Raw genomic sequence first — 18,968 nt, 5'->3', positions numbered from 1 at the left:
GCTGGCCCAATATTAATGCTTAGGAGAAAATCATGGGTTTGTTCGATAAATTGAAATCTCTGGTTTCTGATGACAAGAAAGACACCGGCAGCATTGAAATCATTGCTCCGTTGTCCGGCGAAATCGTCAATATTGAAGATGTTCCTGATGTCGTGTTTGCTGAGAAAATCGTCGGTGACGGCATCGCCATTAAGCCAACCGGGAACAGAATTGTTGCTCCGGTCGATGGCACCATTGGTAAGATTTTTGAAACTAACCATGCTTTCTCTATCGAGTCAGATAGCGGTATTGAGCTGTTCGTTCACTTTGGTATTGATACCGTTGAATTAAAAGGCGAAGGGTTTAAGCGTATCGCAGAAGAAGGCCAGCGGGTCAAAAAAGGCGATCTGGTCATTGAATTTGATCTGGCGCTGCTGGAAGAAAAAGCCAAATCAACCCTGACACCGGTTGTTATTTCTAATATGGATGAAATCAAAGAACTGACGAAGCTAAGCGGCACCGTCGTTGTTGGTGAAACTCCGGTTATCCGTATCAAGAAATAAGTTTTCTCCTCCACCCTATCGGTGGCTGATAAGCTGCAAACGGCATCATAAAAGGTGCCGTTTTCGTATTTAGCCCCGACTCACCATCCTGAAATCCGCCAGTCAAAAATAGCTTATTGAACACGAAAACGCGGTATACGCAGACGAATGCTTAATCCACCCTGTTCGCCGTTTTCAGCCTCAATATTCCCGCCATGAGCCAGTACAACTTTACGAGCAATCGCCAACCCCAAACCATAGCCTTTACCAGAAAGCGGTGATTCAATACGAATAAAAGGATCGAAAATACTGGATAACTTACTTTTCTCAACGCCAGGCCCTTGATCGGAAACTCGAATCATCCAATCATGCTCCTCTCCCGTCAACGCGACACAAACCTGCTGAGCACAGTCGGAAAATCGCAACGCATTGCGCACGATGTTGTCCACGGCACGACGCATCAATTCCGCGTTACCTTTGACGGTATAATCATCCTTATCATCAGCTTGCAACAGAATCTCTACGCCAGGCACCTGGGCCTCATAGCGAGCATCATTCACCACTGCGCTGACCAACCCCAACAAATCGAAATACTCTTCTTCAACGCCAGTATTCTGCGTTCGCGACAATGTCAGCAATTCACCGATCATTTTATCCATGCGGGCCGATTCACGTTCGATGCGTAAAAGTGAATTCTCCGTGTTGTCCCTATTTTGACGAGCCAATCCGATCGCCAGTTGTAACCTCGCTAACGGCGAACGCAATTCATGTGAGACATCGTGCAATAGCTGTTCACGAGCGCTAACTAAAACGTCTAGTCTCTCAACCATGGCATCAAAATCCCGCGCCACAGCGCTAATTTCATCATGCCTTCCACGCATTAATGGAAACAGCCTGACCGCTAGATCGCCCTGTGCCACACGCCCAAACCCCATACGCAACCGACGCAATGGCCGGGTCAAATTCCAGGCCAATAACCCGCTGAAAAGTAGCCCGCCGATCCCCGCAACCAAAATTAACGGCGCAGGAATATTGAGAATCTCCACAGGACGCGGAGGACGAAATTCACTACGCAATCGCTCTACATCATATCGAATCTGATACCACTCACCGTCTGGCCCACGTAGTCGTTCAACGATATCGTCAAAGACATCTTTAACAGGCGGTTCACGGTTTGCCCCAAAGAAACCGGGAGGCGGCGTGGGTAATGTAGACTTCCCGCCCTCAACCTCGGGCAATGGTGACATCGTGACCGAAATATAATGTCGCTCATGCTCTGGCAAAAGCGATATCACCTCGCTGACCTCGGCCAACCCGCCATGCTGTAACGCCGTCGCGACCATCTCGGTCTGCATACTGGCAATGCGTCTCACCGCGACATCTTCCAGCGGTTTATGGTTTTCGCCGTAAAAAGAAAATGCCAGCCACAGCAGTTGTGAAATAACGATAAACGTCAGCCAGAACCCTAATAATATTTTCCAGAAAAGCCGTCCACGTATCATTATCGAATCCGATATCCCACACTGCGTACCGTTTCAATGAGCATATGGTTGCCCTCCAACGCCCCCAGTTTCTGACGGATGTTACTGATATGCACATCGACGCTACGGTCGTAAGCCTCACGACGACGTCCCAGACATTTCTCTGAAAGTTCGTCCTTTGATACCACGCGATCGGGCGAACGCAGCAGCAACTCCAACAAATTAAATTCAGAAGCCGTCAAATCAAAAACATTGCCACGCCACTCGCTAACACGCGTTGCCGGATTAAGCACCAGATCCCCAGAGATGGCCAGACCTTCCTCCCTCTTTTTAGCCGGTTGATCGTCATAACGGCGCAACACCGCCCTCAATCTCGCCACCAATTCACGCGGATAACAGGGCTTTGGCATGTAATCATCCGCGCCCATTTCCAGACCAATCACGCGATCAATATTGTCGCCCTTCGCCGTCAGCATAATAACGGGCAATTGCTGGCTTTTTCTGATTTGCCGCAGCACATCGATGCCACTCATATCCGGCAACATGACATCAAGGATAATCGCGGTGTACTCTCCTGACATTGCCCCTTCAATCCCTTCTTTGCCGGTCACAACTCTTGATGTCGCAAACCCTTCCGCATTCAGGTATTCACCCAGCATATTCCCCAGTTCTACGTCATCATCGACCAGTAAGATTCTCATATCCTGTCCCCATTCACGGATGTATCGTGTATTCTCAGGCCTGGAATAAATCTTCGCAGCCAGATTTACCGAATCCTTACTCTTTCTTTTAATAAAGATGACCGATTCTTATACGTACTCAGAGTAAATTGGCCCACTGATGTTTACTCTGGCTCTGATGCATGTATTAAGGACCCAATGACCCTGATGCAATCACGATTTTTAACCTTCCGCCGCCTTGCCATCACCGCTGGCGTCGCATTCGCTCTGATACTTATCTATCTCTTCTTTGCCAAACCCACAACCGCGCCAGACTATATTACCGCTACTGCCGAAATCACCGATCTTGAGCAAACGGTACTGGCAGATGGAAAAATTGAAGCCCAAAAACAAGTCAGCGTCGGTGCTCAGGCATCCGGACAAATTAAAGCGCTGCATGTCGTCCTCGGTGACAAAGTTAAAAAAGGGCAATTGATCGCAGAAATCGACGATCTGACGCAACAAGACACATTGAGAAATAGCGAAGCCGCTCTGAAGAACGTCCAGTCACAGCGGGAAGCCAAGCAGGCGGAATGGCGAAATGACACGCTAAGCTGGCAGCGCCAACAGATGTTGATGAAACGCGGCGTTGGCGCACAGGCCGATTATGATAGTGCCAAAGCCACTCTGGATGCAGCTAAGGCCAGTATCGATGCACTAGATGCGCAAATTGTGCAAGCACAGATCGCGGTTAACACAGCCAAATTGAATCTGGGCTATACCAAGATTCTCGCACCGACAGAAGGCACGGTCGTCGCCATCCCGGTGGAAGCGGGACAAACCGTTAACGCGACGCAAAGCACGCCAACCATCGCCAAAGTCGCCAATCTGGATGTCATGACAATTAAAGCCCAAATTTCAGAGGCTGATATCGTCAAAGTTAAAACTGGTATGCCGGTCTGGTTTAGTATCCTCGGTGACCCGAATAAACGCTATCAAGCGACATTAAGCGCCATTGAACCTGCGCCTGATTCGATCAACGATGAAACCACCACCGGCACATTATCCAGTTCAAGCAGCACAACGTCATCAAGCAGCGCTATTTATTACAATGGCTTATTCGATGTACAAAACCCGGATGGCGTATTGCGCATTTCAATGACAGCCCAGGTTTATATTCTGCTGTCATCGGTCAAAAATGCCGTTGTCGTACCGGCCACGGCTCTCAGTTCACGTGATGGCAAATGGTACATTCAGGTGATTGACGACAATAAAAAGGCTGAATATCGCGCCGTCACCATCGGGCTAAATGATAATGTCCGAGTCCAGATTATCTCCGGCCTTAACGCAGGTGAACAGGTCGTTATTAACCAGCAATCAGCCGGTTCAGCCTCGGCCCATTCGGGTCCGCCGATGGGGATGTAAGCATGTCCACGCCATTACTCAAACTGACGCATATCACCCGACGTTTCGCCAACGGGGAGCAAGCCGTTACCGTATTGAAAAATATCAACCTGACCATTAATCAGGGAGAAATGGTCGCCATCGTTGGCGCATCCGGTTCCGGTAAGTCCACGCTGATGAACATTTTAGGCTGTCTTGATAAGCCATCATCCGGTGATTATCGGGTGGCCGATCGCGCCGTTGCCCAGTTGGATAACGATCAACTGGCAGAGTTACGCCGCGAACATTTCGGCTTCATTTTCCAGCGTTATCACTTACTGGGTGATTTGACCGCACAAAGCAATGTTGAAGTACCTGCTATTTACGCGGGCAAAGATCGTGTCGCGCGACGCCAGCGGGCTGCCGATCTGCTGACCCGCCTCGGGTTGGAAAACCGTCTGAATTACCGCCCTAACCAACTTTCCGGCGGACAACAGCAGCGGGTAAGTATTGCCCGGGCATTAATGAATGGTGGGGGGATCATTTTAGCGGATGAACCCACTGGTGCGCTGGATACCCAAAGTGGTAACGAAGTGCTCGGTATTCTCGGCGATCTCCATACACAAGGTAATACTGTCATTATCGTTACGCATGATATGCAGATTGCCGAACACGCTCAGCGGATCATTGAACTACGCGATGGAGAGATTATTGCCGATCGCCAGATAAAACCCGCGATAACATCCTCGATAAGACCATCCCCAAATCAGGAAATCATTGCGCCACCGGTGAGCTCTGCGTTGAATCAACTAAAAGATCGCTTTATTGATGCCTTCAAAATGGCTTTATTGGCGATGAACGCCCAGCGGATGCGGACATTTTTGACCATGTTGGGAATTATCATTGGCATCGCGTCGGTGGTTTCCGTCGTCGCGCTGGGTAAAGGTTCTCAGGAACAGGTTCTCGCAGATATTAATGCCATGGGTACCAGCACGTTAGAGATTTTCCCCGGCAAAGATTTTGGGGATATGAATGCCAGTGCGATTCAGACGCTACGCGCCAGTGACATTTTGCCTTTATCGCAGCAACCCTATGTACACAGCGTAACGCCCTCGATTTCAACGGCTATCACGCTACGCTACGGCAATATTGCCGTGTCTGCGAGTGTCTCCGGCGTGGGTGAACAGTTTTTTACCGTACGTGGTTACACGGTAGATCGCGGTATCACGTTTCCCCGCAGTAGTATTGATAATCTGACTCAGGATGCGGTGATTGATGAAAACACCCGCGACAAACTGTTCCCGCACGGAGAAGATCCTATTGGCAAAGTGATTCTGCTCGGTTCACTTCCCAGCCGGATTATTGGCGTAGTCAAAAAGAATCAAAGCGGGTTTGGAAGTGATGAAAACCTGAATATCTGGATACCCTATACCACCGTCATGAAACGTATGGTCGGGCAATCCTACCTGAAAAGCATCACGATTCGGGTAAAAGACAATATTGATATGAGCGTTGCGGAACAAGGGATTACGCAATTACTGACGCAGCGGCATGGCACAAAAGATTTCTTTATCATGAATACCGATAGCATTCGCCAAATGATAGAGAAAACCACCACGACGTTGACGTTACTTGTTTCAATGATTGCCTTCATTTCTCTGCTGGTCGGCGGAATAGGCGTGATGAATATCATGCTGGTTTCCGTCACCGAACGCACAAAAGAAATCGGCGTACGTATGGCTGTAGGGGCTAGAACCAGTGACATCATGCAGCAGTTTCTGATCGAAGCCGTATTAGTTTGCTTGTTTGGTGGCATGCTGGGGGTTGCACTTTCTTTGGCTATCGGGGTGATATTCAGTCAATTCAGTAGCCATTTTGCCATGATCTATTCTGGCTCATCCATTGTGGCTGCATTCCTGTGTTCCAGCCTGATTGGTATCCTTTTTGGTTTCTTCCCTGCCCGCCGCGCCGCGCGTATGGAACCGATCCATGCGCTGGAACGGGAATAACAAAAGAAAATTGTTAATTACTCAGTAATAAAAAAGGGGAATATTTTCCATAATATCCCCTTTTTATTACTATAGAATATAGTCCCTGGATGCTAGCGGCAATAATAAAAACTCGCTTTCAATTTTCAGATTTTTTACCAACTCGTCCTTAATTTATACTCTAACGCATCACTATCAACAGCATAAAAATCCAAAAACCGGTTACCTGAGCAAGGCTTTAATATTTACAGTCTTTATGCTTATTTACCTAAATAACACCTGATATAAATCATACTTTATCACTCCATGGCATTTTTAGGATCTTTCAAATCTCTGTCTCTAACTTCAGGCATTAGAATTGCCGATAATAGGCCAATACAAGAATAGCAGATTAACATAACCACAATAGGGTACCATGAGTCAGTCATTTTACAAAAAATGCCAGCTAACAACGGTCCCAGCCCCGTAGCAAACAACCCACCGATCTCTTTAGATATAGCCATCTGAGAAAATCGATTCTTAGATCCAAAAATCTCTGCCATCGTAATACCTTCGATTGCTGCTTGTCCCAATACGGCAAAATTATGTATAAGAATAAGGCATACTATAATAGTACTAACCGATTGTTCCTTATCAACAATAATAGATATCGTCGGATACGCTAACAAAATTGACGCGATCGTAAGGATTATATAAGGAATACGTCTACCTATTTTATCAGATAACCATCCAATAAATGGAATTGATAAAAATCCAATAATAGAACTAATCATCATTGCATCGGTTGGAACAGCTTTACTGAATAGTAAAGTTTGAACCATATATCCTGCTAAAAACGTTTGGATAATACCAGAGTTACCGGCTTGGCCAAAGCGAAGACCCGTCGCAACCCAAAATGATTTTCCTTTCAATAAGTTTAAAAATGATTGTTCTTCTGCACTTTTTTCAGCCAGAACAGGATTTTCCTTTACACCTTCAAAAACAGGGCTTTCTTTTAAATTCAAACGTAACCAAATTGCAAATCCCATAACAACAAAGCTGGCAAGGAATGGTATACGCCAAGCCCATGAAATTATATCTTCACTGCTAAACAAGAAAAACATTGCAGCCCAGATAGCTGTAGCACTTAATGTACCACAGTTCGTTCCCATGGCGACGAGAGATGCAATAATACCTTTTTTCCCTTCTGGCGCATATTCAGCAAGCATTGTACTAGCACCTGATATTTCAGCGCCAGCGCCAAGCCCCTGGATAATTCTTAATAGCACAAGAAGAATGGGGGCCAAAATACCTACTTGTTGATATGTCGGCAAAGCACCAATCAAGGTTGTACATACCCCCATTAATGCGATTGTTATAAATAAAACTTTCTTTCTTCCAACTCTATCCCCCATCTTCCCAAAAATAACAGCACCGACAATGCGCGCAGCATAACCTGCACCATATGTCCCCATTGCAAGTATTAGTGCCATAGCCCCTGATTGCTCAGGGAAGAACACTTCATGAAATACAAGTGCAGCACCGAGGGAATATAATTGGAAATCCATAAACTCAAGCGTTGTTCCTAACCATCCAGAAACCGACGCTCTGACCAGGTCAGATGTACTTCTTTCAACTTTAGCTGAAGGTTGACTCATATTCTCACCATATGATTATTATATTTAAGCACTTGAATATGCAGAGATTAGCCCCCCTGCATCATAAAAGAATTATCAAATCATCGACTGCATCCAATCATCTAACCCATAATGGATTCTTATAATTAAATCCATTAATAGTTAGATGATAGAAAAAATCTATTTTTTACTTAAAGTATTAATTATCATGGAAACGTGACAAGCACTTTTGAGGAAACGTTCTTATCACTTGCAATAATTAGCGCATCCTCGACATCCAAATAGTTATATTTTGCTGAAATAATAGGGAGAGGATCAATAATTCCTTTTTCCAACCATTTAACAGCTGTAGAAAACTCATTAATAAATCTAAATGATCCTTTCCAAGACAGTTCTTTAACCAACATCTGTGCGACTGGGTAGGAAATTGGACTTGGCCCCATACCAACCTGAACCACAGTCCCTGTAGGGCGCGTTGCCAATACTGAAAACTCAATAGCAGCAGGAGCACCACTCACTTCAAAAGTCACATCAAAATATCCTTTATTATTAGTATATTCTTTTATCGATGCTTCATCTCGTGGGTCAATAGCAACATCGGCCCCCATCTCTAATGCAACATTTCTACATCTCTCGCTAATATCAGAAGCAACAATTTCAGTAGCACCAGAAGCCTTCACAGCAGCGATTGTAAGTGCACCAATTGGCCCCGCACCAATAACGAGTACTTTTTTACCAACCAGATTACCCGCAACATTAACTGAATGAATAACAACAGCCGTAGGCTCAGCTAAGGCCATTATTTGAGATGGAACTTGCTCATTATAGGGGTAACACTGTTGTTCTGACACAACAACAAATTGGGCAAATCCACCGTGTACATGAGGGTTAAATTGCGCACTTCCCATAAAACGCATACTGGAACATTCATTTTGTTTTCCATCCAAACAAAATGAACATGAGTTACATGGTTGGGAAGGATTAACAGCTACTTTCTGACCGACTTTTAATGTAGAAGATGCTGGAGCTTTGTGGATTCTTCCTACAAATTCATGTCCAATAACCATTGGATGTTTAATGATGGATAAACCGGCATGTCCTTCTTGATAGTAATGTATATCTGAGCCACAAATACCACCACATTCAACTTTTACAACGACATCATCTTCTGTATAAGTGAGTTCACGGCTTTCCACTTTAATATCTTTCTTGCCACTCACAATACAAGCATCAAAAACTAATTTATTATCTTTCATTGCCTTACTCCAAAAACGTCTTTATTCAAAATAATGAATACGTCTGACAACATGAGTTTAAAGTACAGCTAACCAGCCACCGTCTACATATATAATTTGGCCGTTTATATAATCCGATGCAGCAGATGATAGGAAAATAGCTGTTCCAATTAACTCTTCAGGATGTCCCCAACGTTTAGATGGATTACTTGCTTTTACCCAAGCGTCGAATTCTTTATTATCAATCAACGCCGTGTTCATATCGGTCAAAATATAACCTGGTCCAATGGCGTTAGTCTGAATATTGAATTCAGCCCATTCAGCGGCCATTGAGCAAGTGAGCATTTTAATCCCCCCCTTGGCTGCGGTATAAGGCGCAACCGTCGGTCTGGCTGCCTGACTGGTCAATGAACCGATATTGATAATTTTCCCGCCCTTTCCTCGTGCAATCATGCGTTTTGCCGCAGCTCGCGAAACAATAAAAGCACTCGTCAGATTCGTATCAATCACACGATTCCACTGTTCCAATTCCAGATCGACCATCGGTTTGCGATATTGGATCCCGGCATTATTGATTAGGATATCGACATATAATCCCTTCTGTTCCAGTTCAACAAACACACTATCTACCGCTTTTTCGTCTGTAACATCAAACGCAACGCCATGTGCCTGATAACCCTTATCGTGTAATTTCTGCACTGATTCGGACAATAATTCTTCACGTATATCATTTAAAATCACAACAGCTCCTGCTGCCGCAAGTCCTTCTGCGTAGGCAAAGCCCAGCCCACGTGCTGATCCTGTGATTAATGCAGTTTTTCCTGTTAAATCAAATAAAGCAGACATGGTTAATCCTCATATTTCATCATTAAAATAGCCTAATGCCACCCACCTTGTATGACATCATTCATATTTAACTTGTCATACGACCGATCTTAAATCAAAAAGCATCGGTTATTTTTGCATGCTTGATCACAAAACAAACTGAAGTCAGTTTTACAACCCACAACAACAATCATCAATTATATGATTTTAAACGATTTATATTTAAATCACTTATTATTGAATTATCTTCACTTACCACAATGATAGTGGTATAAATAAAAAAAACATGTAGGACAACATACAATTTATCTTATCGCATACTAAATAGAGGCAGGTTTTAGTGACGAAAGACAAAACAAGCCACTGTTTAACGAACATCAAAATTATTTTTACTAGATTAAAACCAAGGAGTTACTGTGAGTAATATAAAAATCACCGCGGTGAAAACGATCCTGACCGCGCCGGGAGGCATTGATCTGGCGGTCGTGAAAGTCGAAACCAATCAGCCCGGCCTGTATGGTCTGGGTTGCGCTACCTTTACCCAGAGAATTCATGCTGTTAAAACGGCCATCGACGAATACATGGCCCCGTTTCTGATTGGCAAGGATCCCACCCGTATTGAAGACATTTGGCAATCTGGCGCGGTTAGCGGCTATTGGCGTAGCGGTCCGATTATGAATAATGCGCTTTCTGGCGTAGACATGGCGCTATGGGATATCAAAGGCAAGTTGGCGGGTATGCCGGTCTATGAATTGCTGGGTGGTCAATGCCGGGACGGTATTCCTTTGTACGTCCACACCGATGGTGGCGACGAATTTGAAGTTGAAGATAATATTTGCGCACGTATGGAAGAAGGCTATCAATACGTGCGTTGTCAGATGGGGATGTATGGCGGCGCAGGAACAGACGATCTGAAATTGATCGCCACCCAACTGGCGCGGGCAAAAAACATTCAACCGAAACGTTCACCACGTAGTAGTACACCGGGTATCTATTTCGATCCCGAAGCCTACGCGAAAAGCGTACCGCGTTTATTTGAGCATTTGCGTAATAAACTGGGTTTTGGTATCGAATTTATTCACGACGTTCACGAGCGCGTGACCCCAGTCACTGCCATCAATCTGGCGAAAAACCTGGAACAATATCAACTCTTCTATCTTGAGGATCCGGTGGCACCGGAAAATATCGACTGGTTGAAGATGTTGCGCCAGCAATCTTCCACGCCAATCTCAATGGGCGAGCTGTTTGTGAACGTGAATGAATGGAAACCGCTTATCGACAATAAACTGATCGATTACATCCGCTGCCACGTCAGCACAATTGGCGGGATCACCCCTGCGAAGAAGTTGGCTGTTTACAGCGAGCTAAACGGCGTACGGACCGCCTGGCACGGGCCGGGCGATATCTCTCCGGTTGGCGTTTGCGCGAACATGCATCTGGATATGAGCGTCACCAACTTTGGTATTCAAGAATACACACCGATGAACGAAGCACTGCGCGAAGTCTTCCCGGGTTGTCCAGAGATCGAGAAAGGCTATGCCTATCTCAGCGACCGCCCAGGGTTAGGTATCGATATCGATGAGCGCAAAGCCGCACAATATCCTTGTGTTGGCGGCATCCCGTCCTGGACAAATGCTCGCACCCCGGATGGTACAGCTTCCCGCCCTTAAGCACTCAGCCAATCAGAGGTGTCAGACAAACCTCACGTCCTTCGTCATCCCCGTGCAAACGGGGATGTTTTCTTCAGGCAATGTATTGATATCAGGACTACGCAGGAACGAGAGATGTGGGGTCAGAGCGGTAAATCAACACGTTGTCATCGGTCAAAATGGCGGTGCAAGCCGCCATTTTCATCACTTATTTAGCCTCTGATTCTGGCTTTCTCAGTTTTTCAATTGCCGTCACATTCTCTGACATGGCCTCATTAAGCACCGCAACCGCCGTTAAGGAATCTCGATTCTTAATCGCCATAAAGACCTTGATATGCGCCTCAACACTTTCCAGTGAAATCCCCAGAGCACGGTTCAACTCCTCAAGATAGTAGTAATAAATATCCTTAATGGAGTGCATTACGTTGTAGAACACTTTGTTTTGTGAAGCTTTGGCGATCGCCAGATGAAAATCGAAATCGGCCTGGGAATATTTTTTATAATCGTCTTTATTTATCAGCATGCGATTCAATGCCTGTTCCAGCGCCGTAATATCTTCCGCCGTGGCATTCTGAACGGCTAACTCCATGCATTTAAACTCGACGGTCTGCCGGAATATCATCATGTCATGAAATTCTTCACGACTCAGGTGCATAATGGGTTGCTGTTCATTAAGCAGACTATACTGATTGAGGTTTTTGGTAACGAAACTCCCTTTTCCCTGCTGAGTAATCACAATTCCTAAATCGCGTAATCGTTGCACCGCGCTGCGGATGCTAACGCGGCTTACATTAAACGACGCCGTCAATTCAGACTCTGAGGGAAGCTTACTGCCCGGAGGCCAACTGCCATCCAGCAATTTCTCTTTAATCTGATCATAAACCGCATTAACCACATTGTGTTTCTGAATTGATTTAATGCTCATGGTCTTATTGTATAGTAAGTTGTCCTACAAGATATTACTGGTATAGCACGCACGGCGAAACCTGTGAAGCTTCACCTTTATTTTTATCATCTTAATATGATGTGAACGGGATTAATCAAACACGCCCGTCGATAAGTAGCGATCGCCACGATCGCAGGCGATGGCCACAATCATGCAGCCCGGATTTTCTGCCGCCAACTGTAACGCCCCAAATACCGCGCCGCCCGTACTCACGCCACAGAAAATACCTTCCTGACGAGCGAGTTGTCGCAACGTATTTTCAGCATCTGACTGAGAGATATCCATAACGCGATCGACAAGATCGGCCCGGAAAATACCGGGCATGTAATCAGCCCCCCAGCGGCGAATACCGGGAATATGACTCCCTTCGGCGGGTTGCAACCCCACGGTACACACGTCCTGATTTTGCTGTTTCAGATAACGGCTGACGCCAGAAATGGTGCCTGTCGTCCCCATACTAGAAACAAAATGCGTCAGTTTTCCCGCCGTCTGCCGCCAGATTTCTGGCCCGGTGGTCATAAAATGCGCCAGAGCATTATCTTGATTATTAAACTGATCAAGCGTCTTCCCTTCACCATCACGCGCCATTTGCTTTGCCAAATCACGCGCACCTTCCATGCCTTGCTGTCGGCTCACCAGCACTAGTTCTGCGCCATAGGCCCGCATCGCGGTCTGACGCTCATAGCTCATGTTGTCCGGCATCAGCAGACGTAACCGATAACCCTTTACCGCCGCAATCATCGCCAGCGCAATACCAGTATTTCCGCTGGTCGCTTCGATCAACCGATCGCCGGGCGTGATATCCCCTCGATCCTCTGCCTGTTGAATCATAGAAAGCGCAGCACGATCTTTTACCGACCCGGCGGGGTTATTCCCTTCCAATTTCAGCCAGATTTCACTGTCCAGCCCCTGCGTCAGGCGCTGCAATTTCACCAGCGGAGTATTGCCAATACACTGCTCAAGCGTTGTCACAAGTTGAGTCCTAAAAAGTCTCACGCATGCAGCGTGAGTGATAGAAAAGGGTAGAGTTAGTGTTTATTCATTTGCCGCTTCACTCGCCACTGCAAGGCACTTTTGATGAACAGCGTCAGTATCGCCATCACGGTTAACAGCGCTGCGGCGGTAAACGCGCCCACGCTGTTATAGTCCTGATGCAGCAATTCAACCTGGAGCGGCAGCGTATAGGTTTCACCGCGAATCGCCCCCGACACCACGGATACCGCACCAAACTCGCCAATCGCACGGGCATTCGTCAGCACAACGCCATACAGCAGCGCCCAGCGAATATTCGGTAGCGTCACCCGATAGAACACCTGCCAGCCCGAGGCACCAAGCAGCACCGCCGCCTCTTCTTCCTGACTGCCCTGACTCATCATCACCGGAACCAGTTCCCTGACCATAAACGGGCAGGTCACGAATATGGTCACCAGCGCAATGCCCGGCCAGGCAAACATCAGCTGTAGCCCCTGTTCATCCAGCCAACCGCCAACTGGCCCGTTGGTGCTGTAAAAAAGCAGATACAGTAAACCCGCTACTACCGGCGAGACAGCAAAAGGGATATCGATCAGCGTGAGCAGTAATTGCCGTCCTGGAAACTGAAAGCGCGTGACCAGCCACGCCAGCAGCGTGCCAAAAACCAAGTTTACCGGTACGACAATCGCAACCACCAGCAACGTGAGGCCAATCGCATGCAGCATGTCAGGATCGCTCAGGTTACGCCAGACGCCACACAGCCCGTGCGCCAACGCCGCAGAAAAAATTGACACCAAAGGGATGACCAGCATGATGAGCGATAATATCACGCCCAGTGCAATCAGCACTGCCCTCCCCCAGTTGCGTTCCTGCCGAACAGGATGAGCCTGACGCCGAGTCGTCACAGTAGGAATCTCAGCCATTACGCGCTCCGGGTCCGTTGACCAAAACGACTTTGCAGCACGTTGACGGCAAACAGGATCAATAAGGAAGCCGCCAACACAACGGAAGCAATTGCACTCGCGGCAGGGAAATCAAACTCCTGCAAGCGGATAAAAATCATCAGTGAAACGACCTCCGTCTGCCAGGCGATATTCCCTGCAATAAAGATGACCGCGCCAAATTCGCCCAGACTGCGGGCAAACGACATCGCAGTGCCCGTTAAGAGCGCCGGGGTTAATTCCGGTAAAATGACATAGCGAAAACACTGCCAGCGATTCGCCCCCAGGGTCTGCGCCGCCTCTTCGTATTCCGGCCCCAGCTCTTCCAGTACCGGTTGAACGGTACGCACCACAAAGGGAATACTGGTGAATGCCATCGCCACCGTAATCCCCAGCCAGGTGTACGACACCTTGATACCGAATTCAGCCAGCCATGCGCCATACCAGCCGGTGGTTGAAAACAGCGCGGCCAGCGTCAACCCCGCGACGGCGGTGGGGAGCGCAAAGGGCAAGTCCATCAGTCCATCCAGTAAAGTACGGCCGGGAAAGCGATAGCGCGTCAGAATCCACGCCATCAACAGGCCGAATCCCGCATTGAATACCGTCGCCAGCCCCGCTGCCAGAAGCGTCACCTTGTAAGCCGCCACCACCTGTGAATTGGAAATCACCGTCCAGTATTGCGTCAAGCTCATTTCTGAAAGCTGCATCACCAACGCGCTTAAAGGCAGTAACAGAATCAGACAGACGAACAGCAGGCTACTGCCCAGACTCAGCGCGAATCCCGGCAGCACCCGTTTACCTGAACCAGAAAAGACGTTACCCGCCCCCAAAGACATTACTGACGACCAGCTGCCAGCAGTTTATCCAGCTCACCACCGGTGTCGAAGTGGGTTTTCATCACCTGTGGCCACGTGCCAAACTGATCCTCCACCCGGAATAAGGTGGTTTCCGGGAAGCGGGATTTCAGCGTTTGCGTTAATTCGGGGTTATTCACGCGGTAGTAAAAATCAGTAATGATTTTCTGTGCTTCCGGGCTATACAGATAATTCAGGTAGGCTTTTGCCGCCTGCTCAGTGCCATTTTTCTCGACATTCTTATCGATCCACGCCACGGGGAATTCCGCCAGCACGTTGACTTTCGGGACGATCACCTCGTAGTTCTCGGCACCGTACTGATTACGGATGTTATTCACCTCAGATTCAAAGCTGATCAGCACATCACCTAACTGGCGCTCCACAAACGTGGTCGTTGCGCCACGACCGCCGGTATCAAACACCTCGACGTTTGCCAAAAAGCGCGTGATCCACGCGCGGGTTTTGGCCTCATCGCCACCGTTGGCTTTACTGGTGGCACCCCACGCCGCCAGATAGGTATAGCGAGCATTACCGGAGGTTTTCGGATTCGGGAAAATCAGCTTAACGTCATCACGCACCAGATCGTTCCAGTCGTGAATCCCCTTTGGGTTACCTTTGCGAACCAGAAACGCCATGGTGGAGTAGAACGGCGAGCTGTTATTCGGTAAACGCGCCTGCCAATCGGCGGGAATCAACTGCCCGCGATCGTGCAGAATCTGGACGTCCGTCACCTGATTGTAGGTTACAACATCAACCTTCAGGCCTTGCAGGATAGCCAGCGCCTGTTTAGATGAACCTGCATGTGATTGTTTAATCGTGAGTGGATCATTGGGATGCTGCGACAACCACTGCTTTTCAAAGCCAGGATTGAGCGCCACAAATAGCTCACGCGACACATCATAAGAACTGTTCAGCAGCTCGGTAGCGGAGACGGCGCTCTGCCCACCCAGCAGTAATGACAGCGCCAGAGAACCCTTCACCAGCCAGCCTTTTACCTGTACTTGATTCATCTTTGTGTCCTGCCAGAGTTAGCGCCTATTCGGTAGGCATTGTTATGGGGTTATCGTTTGAATAACCGATATTGGAATGCGCGTATTCGCGTAAATCAGTGTAGGGGGAAGTGGCGGTTAACATATAACCTTTATATATAACATTTCGGAGTTTTTAAGCGCTAAAGGGCATAACACCACAGCGAGAGATCACAGGGAAAAAGCGCAGAGCGGAAGAGAAAAACGCCGTGAGGTGGCGAATGTAAGAACGCAGAAAAAATCAATGCCTGCATGGGTGCAGGCATCAACAAAATACGTTGGATCTTATAGCGACAAAAGCTGATCCAGAGAAGGCGCGAAGAAGTAGCTACCGCTCACAGCACGAGTAAACCGCAACATGTCATCACGCTTGCCATCTCTCTCACCAAACATGCTCAATAATTGTTGCTCAATATTGTGCAAGCGGGCGCAATACGCAATAAAGTACAGCCCGTGTTTACCGCTTGCGGTGCCATATGGCAGGCTCTGACGTAAAATCTTCAACCCTTTACCGTCTTCTTTCAAATCAACCCGGCTAAGATGCGAGGTGGCAGGACGCTGTTCAGCGGAAATCTCTTCATTGTCCTGTTTCGTTCGGCCAATCATCAGTTCCTGCTGTTCAACACTCATTCGCTGGAGCTGTTTTAGATTATGCTCCCATCGTTGAACAAAGACATAACTGCCCCCCGCATCCGGCTGACCATCGGGGATAATGGCAACGGTCTGGCGATCCTCACCCTGTGGATTTTCCGTGCCGTCAATAAAACCACTCAAGTCACGATCGTCAACCCAACGGAAACTATGCGTTTCCTCTTCAACATGAATGGCGCTACCAAACGCACTCAATGCAGCCTGCGCAAGGCTGAAGTTGACATCGTGTCGCAGAGATTGAATATGAATCAGTAAATCACGTTGGGTTGCAGGCGCTAACCCTTTGCCCAATGGCGTAAACGGTTTTAGCTCCCCTGCACTATTCTGGCAATCCAGGTCGCGCCAAATATCGCAGCCAAACGCCAGAACCGCTCCCAACCCCGCATCAGGGTATTGCTGCTGCAATTCTGACAATATCTGGCAAAACTTTTTGCATCCCTGTCGAATAGCATCAAATTCCCCCTGAACCATAGCTTCCATAAAAATGGCAAAACGGCGATGCTCCAGCAAAATACCGCTTTGAATTTGTGTCATTTCAGCGTCCTCAATGTCGGATTCTTCTTTGTTGTTGTTTTTAGATTATTGTTTTTATACCCAAAATAATTCGAGTTGCATGAAGGCGGCAAGTGAGGGAATCCCGATGAGCTTACTCAGGTAAGTGATTCGGGTGAGTGAGCGCAGCCAACGCACAAGCAACTTGAAGTATGACGGGTATAGATGGTTAGTTATTAGTACGACTACAGCTTCACCATTGTAACAGGAAGCACCCGACGCTGACTTTGCGTAAAAACAACATTAGTTCCGAGCCTGCGCATGCCAAACGATCTTACTCACGCGCCAATGCTGGAGGATGTCATCCGCAGGCATCAGCCCTTCAGGACCACTCCACTCCCCAGAAAACAGGTAGCTAACATGTTTACTCTGTGGCGCGACACACTCGACGCTCTGCGCATCATCACCCTGTCCCAATTGACATGAACCAAAGGCTTTACTGTAAGACGACGAGAAAGTATCGCCAATTTTGACACCCCATTCGCTATTGATCGCGGTATCCATGACTTCCACTTTTCTCACACTCCCTTTTGGCTGACCACTGATTACCAGCTTAACGTCTTTGCCATCCAGAGCCTGGTAGAAGGCAACCAGTTGACCGTTGGTCGTCCCCATGCCGCTACGCAGTTGATAATCGCCATTCAATGCTTTTTGCAAAACAGCCTCTGACAGCGGCGTACCTGCATTGATGCCACCGACACCAGCATCGGATACCTGAAGTGAACCGCCAAACCAACTAAACGGGGATAAACTTGACCAAGAGAAATTACTCATCGTACTGCATCCACTCAGTAACAGCGGTAACCCCAATAGCAGCGGACGTAACCTCATGACATTGACTCCTTAAAAAATTAAACGTTGTCTAACGTTAACCGTCATCACTCGATAGGCGTTTGAGTCTTAGTTCGACGAAAAGTGCCAGACATTCGGGCAAACAGAAAGGTAAAATGCGGATTGTCGCCGTCTCTCTGAAGTCAGACGCTCAAGAGTCGGAGAGTAGAAGCGACCAGCGCACAAAAGAGAGATGACGGACATCGCGATCACTATCGGGCAATCAATATTCCTGATCTTCAATCAGACGTTTTCCCAACGTGACGCTATCGACAATCTCGTAGTTGAGTTTTTCGTACATGCCAATCACCGCATCATTGTCTTCACGCACCATCAGGTGGATTTTTGGGCAACCACGCGCAATCAATTTCTTTTCCAACCGACTGATAAGGGCATTGGCAATACCGCGACCACGATAATCCGGGTGAACCCCCAGATAATAAGCCGCGCCACGGTGCCCGTCATATCCGCCCATGACGGAGCCCACAATTTCGCCATTCACTTCAGCCACCAGGAACAAATCTGGGTCGTGATTCAACTTACGTTCAATATCCATTTCTGGATCGTTCCAGGGACGTAATAAGTCACAACGCTCCCAGAGAGTGATCACTTCCTCAAAGTCATCCTGCCTGAATATGCGAATTTCCATCGCGTTTGCCACCCGGTAATGAATTCTGCTCTGATTATCGCGTGATTTTTGCCAGACGCAATCTCAAATTACAGGTAACACACCGGAATAATCAGGATTAACAGGCATCGCGATCTTATTTATTGCCCGCCAATAACCGTTATACTGGCCGCATTTATTGCCCCAACGAGCCCAGAAAACAGGACAC

17 protein-coding genes are annotated in these 18,968 nt (G+C 47.6%); 4 read left to right on the top strand and 13 right to left on the bottom strand.

Annotated elements, in window-relative coordinates; translation table 11 throughout:
- Positions 1 to 32 precede the first annotated feature (32 nt).
- A complete protein-coding gene (gene crr, locus ACKPVM_RS15820; protein ID WP_409310510.1) occupies positions 33 to 542 on the top strand; it encodes a PTS glucose transporter subunit IIA in 510 nt (169 codons plus the stop codon).
- A gap of 113 nt (positions 543 to 655) precedes the next feature.
- Here crr and ACKPVM_RS15815 read toward each other — a convergent pair whose 3' ends face one another.
- The gene (locus tag ACKPVM_RS15815; RefSeq protein WP_409310583.1) at positions 656 to 2,026 is read right to left on the bottom strand and encodes an ATP-binding protein; all 1,371 of its coding nucleotides are present in this window, start codon (positions 2,024 to 2,026) and stop codon (positions 656 to 658) included.
- Positions 2,023 to 2,703: a response regulator transcription factor gene (locus ACKPVM_RS15810; RefSeq protein ID WP_409310508.1), complete on the bottom strand. Its 681-nt coding sequence runs from the start codon at positions 2,701 to 2,703 to the stop codon at positions 2,023 to 2,025. Before ACKPVM_RS15810 ends, ACKPVM_RS15815 begins: the two co-directional genes overlap by 4 nt.
- A gap of 186 nt (positions 2,704 to 2,889) precedes the next feature.
- Between ACKPVM_RS15810 and ACKPVM_RS15805 the strand changes: the two genes are divergently transcribed.
- Together ACKPVM_RS15805 and ACKPVM_RS15800 are read left to right on the top strand one after the other, a co-directional pair.
- A complete protein-coding gene (locus ACKPVM_RS15805; protein WP_409310506.1) occupies positions 2,890 to 4,086 on the top strand; it encodes an efflux RND transporter periplasmic adaptor subunit in 1,197 nt (398 codons plus the stop codon).
- Positions 4,087 to 4,088: 2 nt separating this feature from the next.
- Complete coding sequence (locus ACKPVM_RS15800; RefSeq protein ID WP_409310504.1) at positions 4,089 to 6,053, top strand: MacB family efflux pump subunit; 1,965 nt, start codon at positions 4,089 to 4,091, stop codon at positions 6,051 to 6,053.
- Positions 6,054 to 6,331: 278 nt separating this feature from the next.
- Here ACKPVM_RS15800 and ACKPVM_RS15795 read toward each other — a convergent pair whose 3' ends face one another.
- From ACKPVM_RS15795 to ACKPVM_RS15785, 3 genes are all read right to left on the bottom strand, one after another.
- Positions 6,332 to 7,669 (bottom strand): MFS transporter, encoded by a 1,338-nt coding sequence (locus ACKPVM_RS15795; RefSeq protein WP_409310502.1) that lies wholly within the window; start codon positions 7,667 to 7,669, stop codon positions 6,332 to 6,334.
- 185 nt (positions 7,670 to 7,854) lie between these two features.
- Positions 7,855 to 8,904 carry an L-idonate 5-dehydrogenase gene (gene idnD / locus ACKPVM_RS15790; RefSeq protein ID WP_409310500.1) on the bottom strand — a complete coding sequence of 350 codons (1,050 nt, stop codon included), beginning with the start codon at positions 8,902 to 8,904 and terminating at the stop codon, positions 7,855 to 7,857.
- 57 nt (positions 8,905 to 8,961) lie between these two features.
- The gene (locus ACKPVM_RS15785; protein ID WP_409310498.1) at positions 8,962 to 9,729 is read right to left on the bottom strand and encodes an SDR family oxidoreductase; all 768 of its coding nucleotides are present in this window, start codon (positions 9,727 to 9,729) and stop codon (positions 8,962 to 8,964) included.
- Positions 9,730 to 10,124: 395 nt separating this feature from the next.
- Here ACKPVM_RS15785 and ACKPVM_RS15780 point away from each other — a divergent pair, with 395 nt between their 5' ends.
- Positions 10,125 to 11,378, top strand: a complete 1,254-nt coding sequence (locus ACKPVM_RS15780) for an enolase C-terminal domain-like protein (RefSeq protein WP_409310496.1) — start codon at positions 10,125 to 10,127, stop codon at positions 11,376 to 11,378.
- 187 nt (positions 11,379 to 11,565) lie between these two features.
- Here the strand turns inward: ACKPVM_RS15780 and ACKPVM_RS15775 are convergent, their stop codons facing one another.
- The 8 genes from ACKPVM_RS15775 to ACKPVM_RS15740 form a co-directional block, all read right to left on the bottom strand.
- The gene (locus ACKPVM_RS15775; protein WP_409310494.1) at positions 11,566 to 12,282 is read right to left on the bottom strand and encodes a FadR/GntR family transcriptional regulator; all 717 of its coding nucleotides are present in this window, start codon (positions 12,280 to 12,282) and stop codon (positions 11,566 to 11,568) included.
- Between the two features lie 111 nt (positions 12,283 to 12,393).
- Positions 12,394 to 13,275, bottom strand: coding sequence for a cysteine synthase CysM (cysM, locus tag ACKPVM_RS15770; RefSeq protein WP_409310493.1), 882 nt, complete (start codon positions 13,273 to 13,275; stop codon positions 12,394 to 12,396).
- Positions 13,276 to 13,331: 56 nt separating this feature from the next.
- Positions 13,332 to 14,198 carry a sulfate/thiosulfate ABC transporter permease CysW gene (gene cysW / locus ACKPVM_RS15765; protein WP_409310491.1) on the bottom strand — a complete coding sequence of 289 codons (867 nt, stop codon included), beginning with the start codon at positions 14,196 to 14,198 and terminating at the stop codon, positions 13,332 to 13,334.
- Positions 14,198 to 15,052: a sulfate/thiosulfate ABC transporter permease CysT gene (cysT, locus tag ACKPVM_RS15760; RefSeq protein ID WP_409310490.1), complete on the bottom strand. Its 855-nt coding sequence runs from the start codon at positions 15,050 to 15,052 to the stop codon at positions 14,198 to 14,200. Before cysT ends, cysW begins: the two co-directional genes overlap by 1 nt.
- On the bottom strand, positions 15,052 to 16,080 hold the full coding sequence (locus tag ACKPVM_RS15755) for a sulfate ABC transporter substrate-binding protein (RefSeq protein WP_409310488.1): 1,029 nt from the start codon (positions 16,078 to 16,080) through the stop codon (positions 15,052 to 15,054). Before ACKPVM_RS15755 ends, cysT begins: the two co-directional genes overlap by 1 nt.
- 303 nt (positions 16,081 to 16,383) lie before the next feature.
- Entirely contained in the window at positions 16,384 to 17,283 is a 900-nt protein-coding gene (locus ACKPVM_RS15750; protein WP_409310486.1) for a Dyp-type peroxidase, read from the bottom strand.
- Positions 17,284 to 17,544: 261 nt separating this feature from the next.
- Complete coding sequence (locus ACKPVM_RS15745; protein ID WP_409310484.1) at positions 17,545 to 18,132, bottom strand: RpoE-regulated lipoprotein; 588 nt, start codon at positions 18,130 to 18,132, stop codon at positions 17,545 to 17,547.
- Positions 18,133 to 18,355: 223 nt separating this feature from the next.
- A complete protein-coding gene (locus ACKPVM_RS15740) occupies positions 18,356 to 18,781 on the bottom strand; it encodes a GNAT family acetyltransferase (RefSeq protein ID WP_409310482.1) in 426 nt (141 codons plus the stop codon).
- Positions 18,782 to 18,968: the final 187 nt, after the last annotated feature.

Origin of the sequence: Pectobacterium hainanensis, from assembly GCF_046237015.1 — a bacterium.
In the GTDB taxonomy this organism is placed as follows: Bacteria; Pseudomonadota; Gammaproteobacteria; order Enterobacterales; family Enterobacteriaceae; genus JBJYIN01.
Note: the sequence above shows the minus strand (reverse complement) of the source record. Positions and strands in the feature narration are given on the sequence as shown.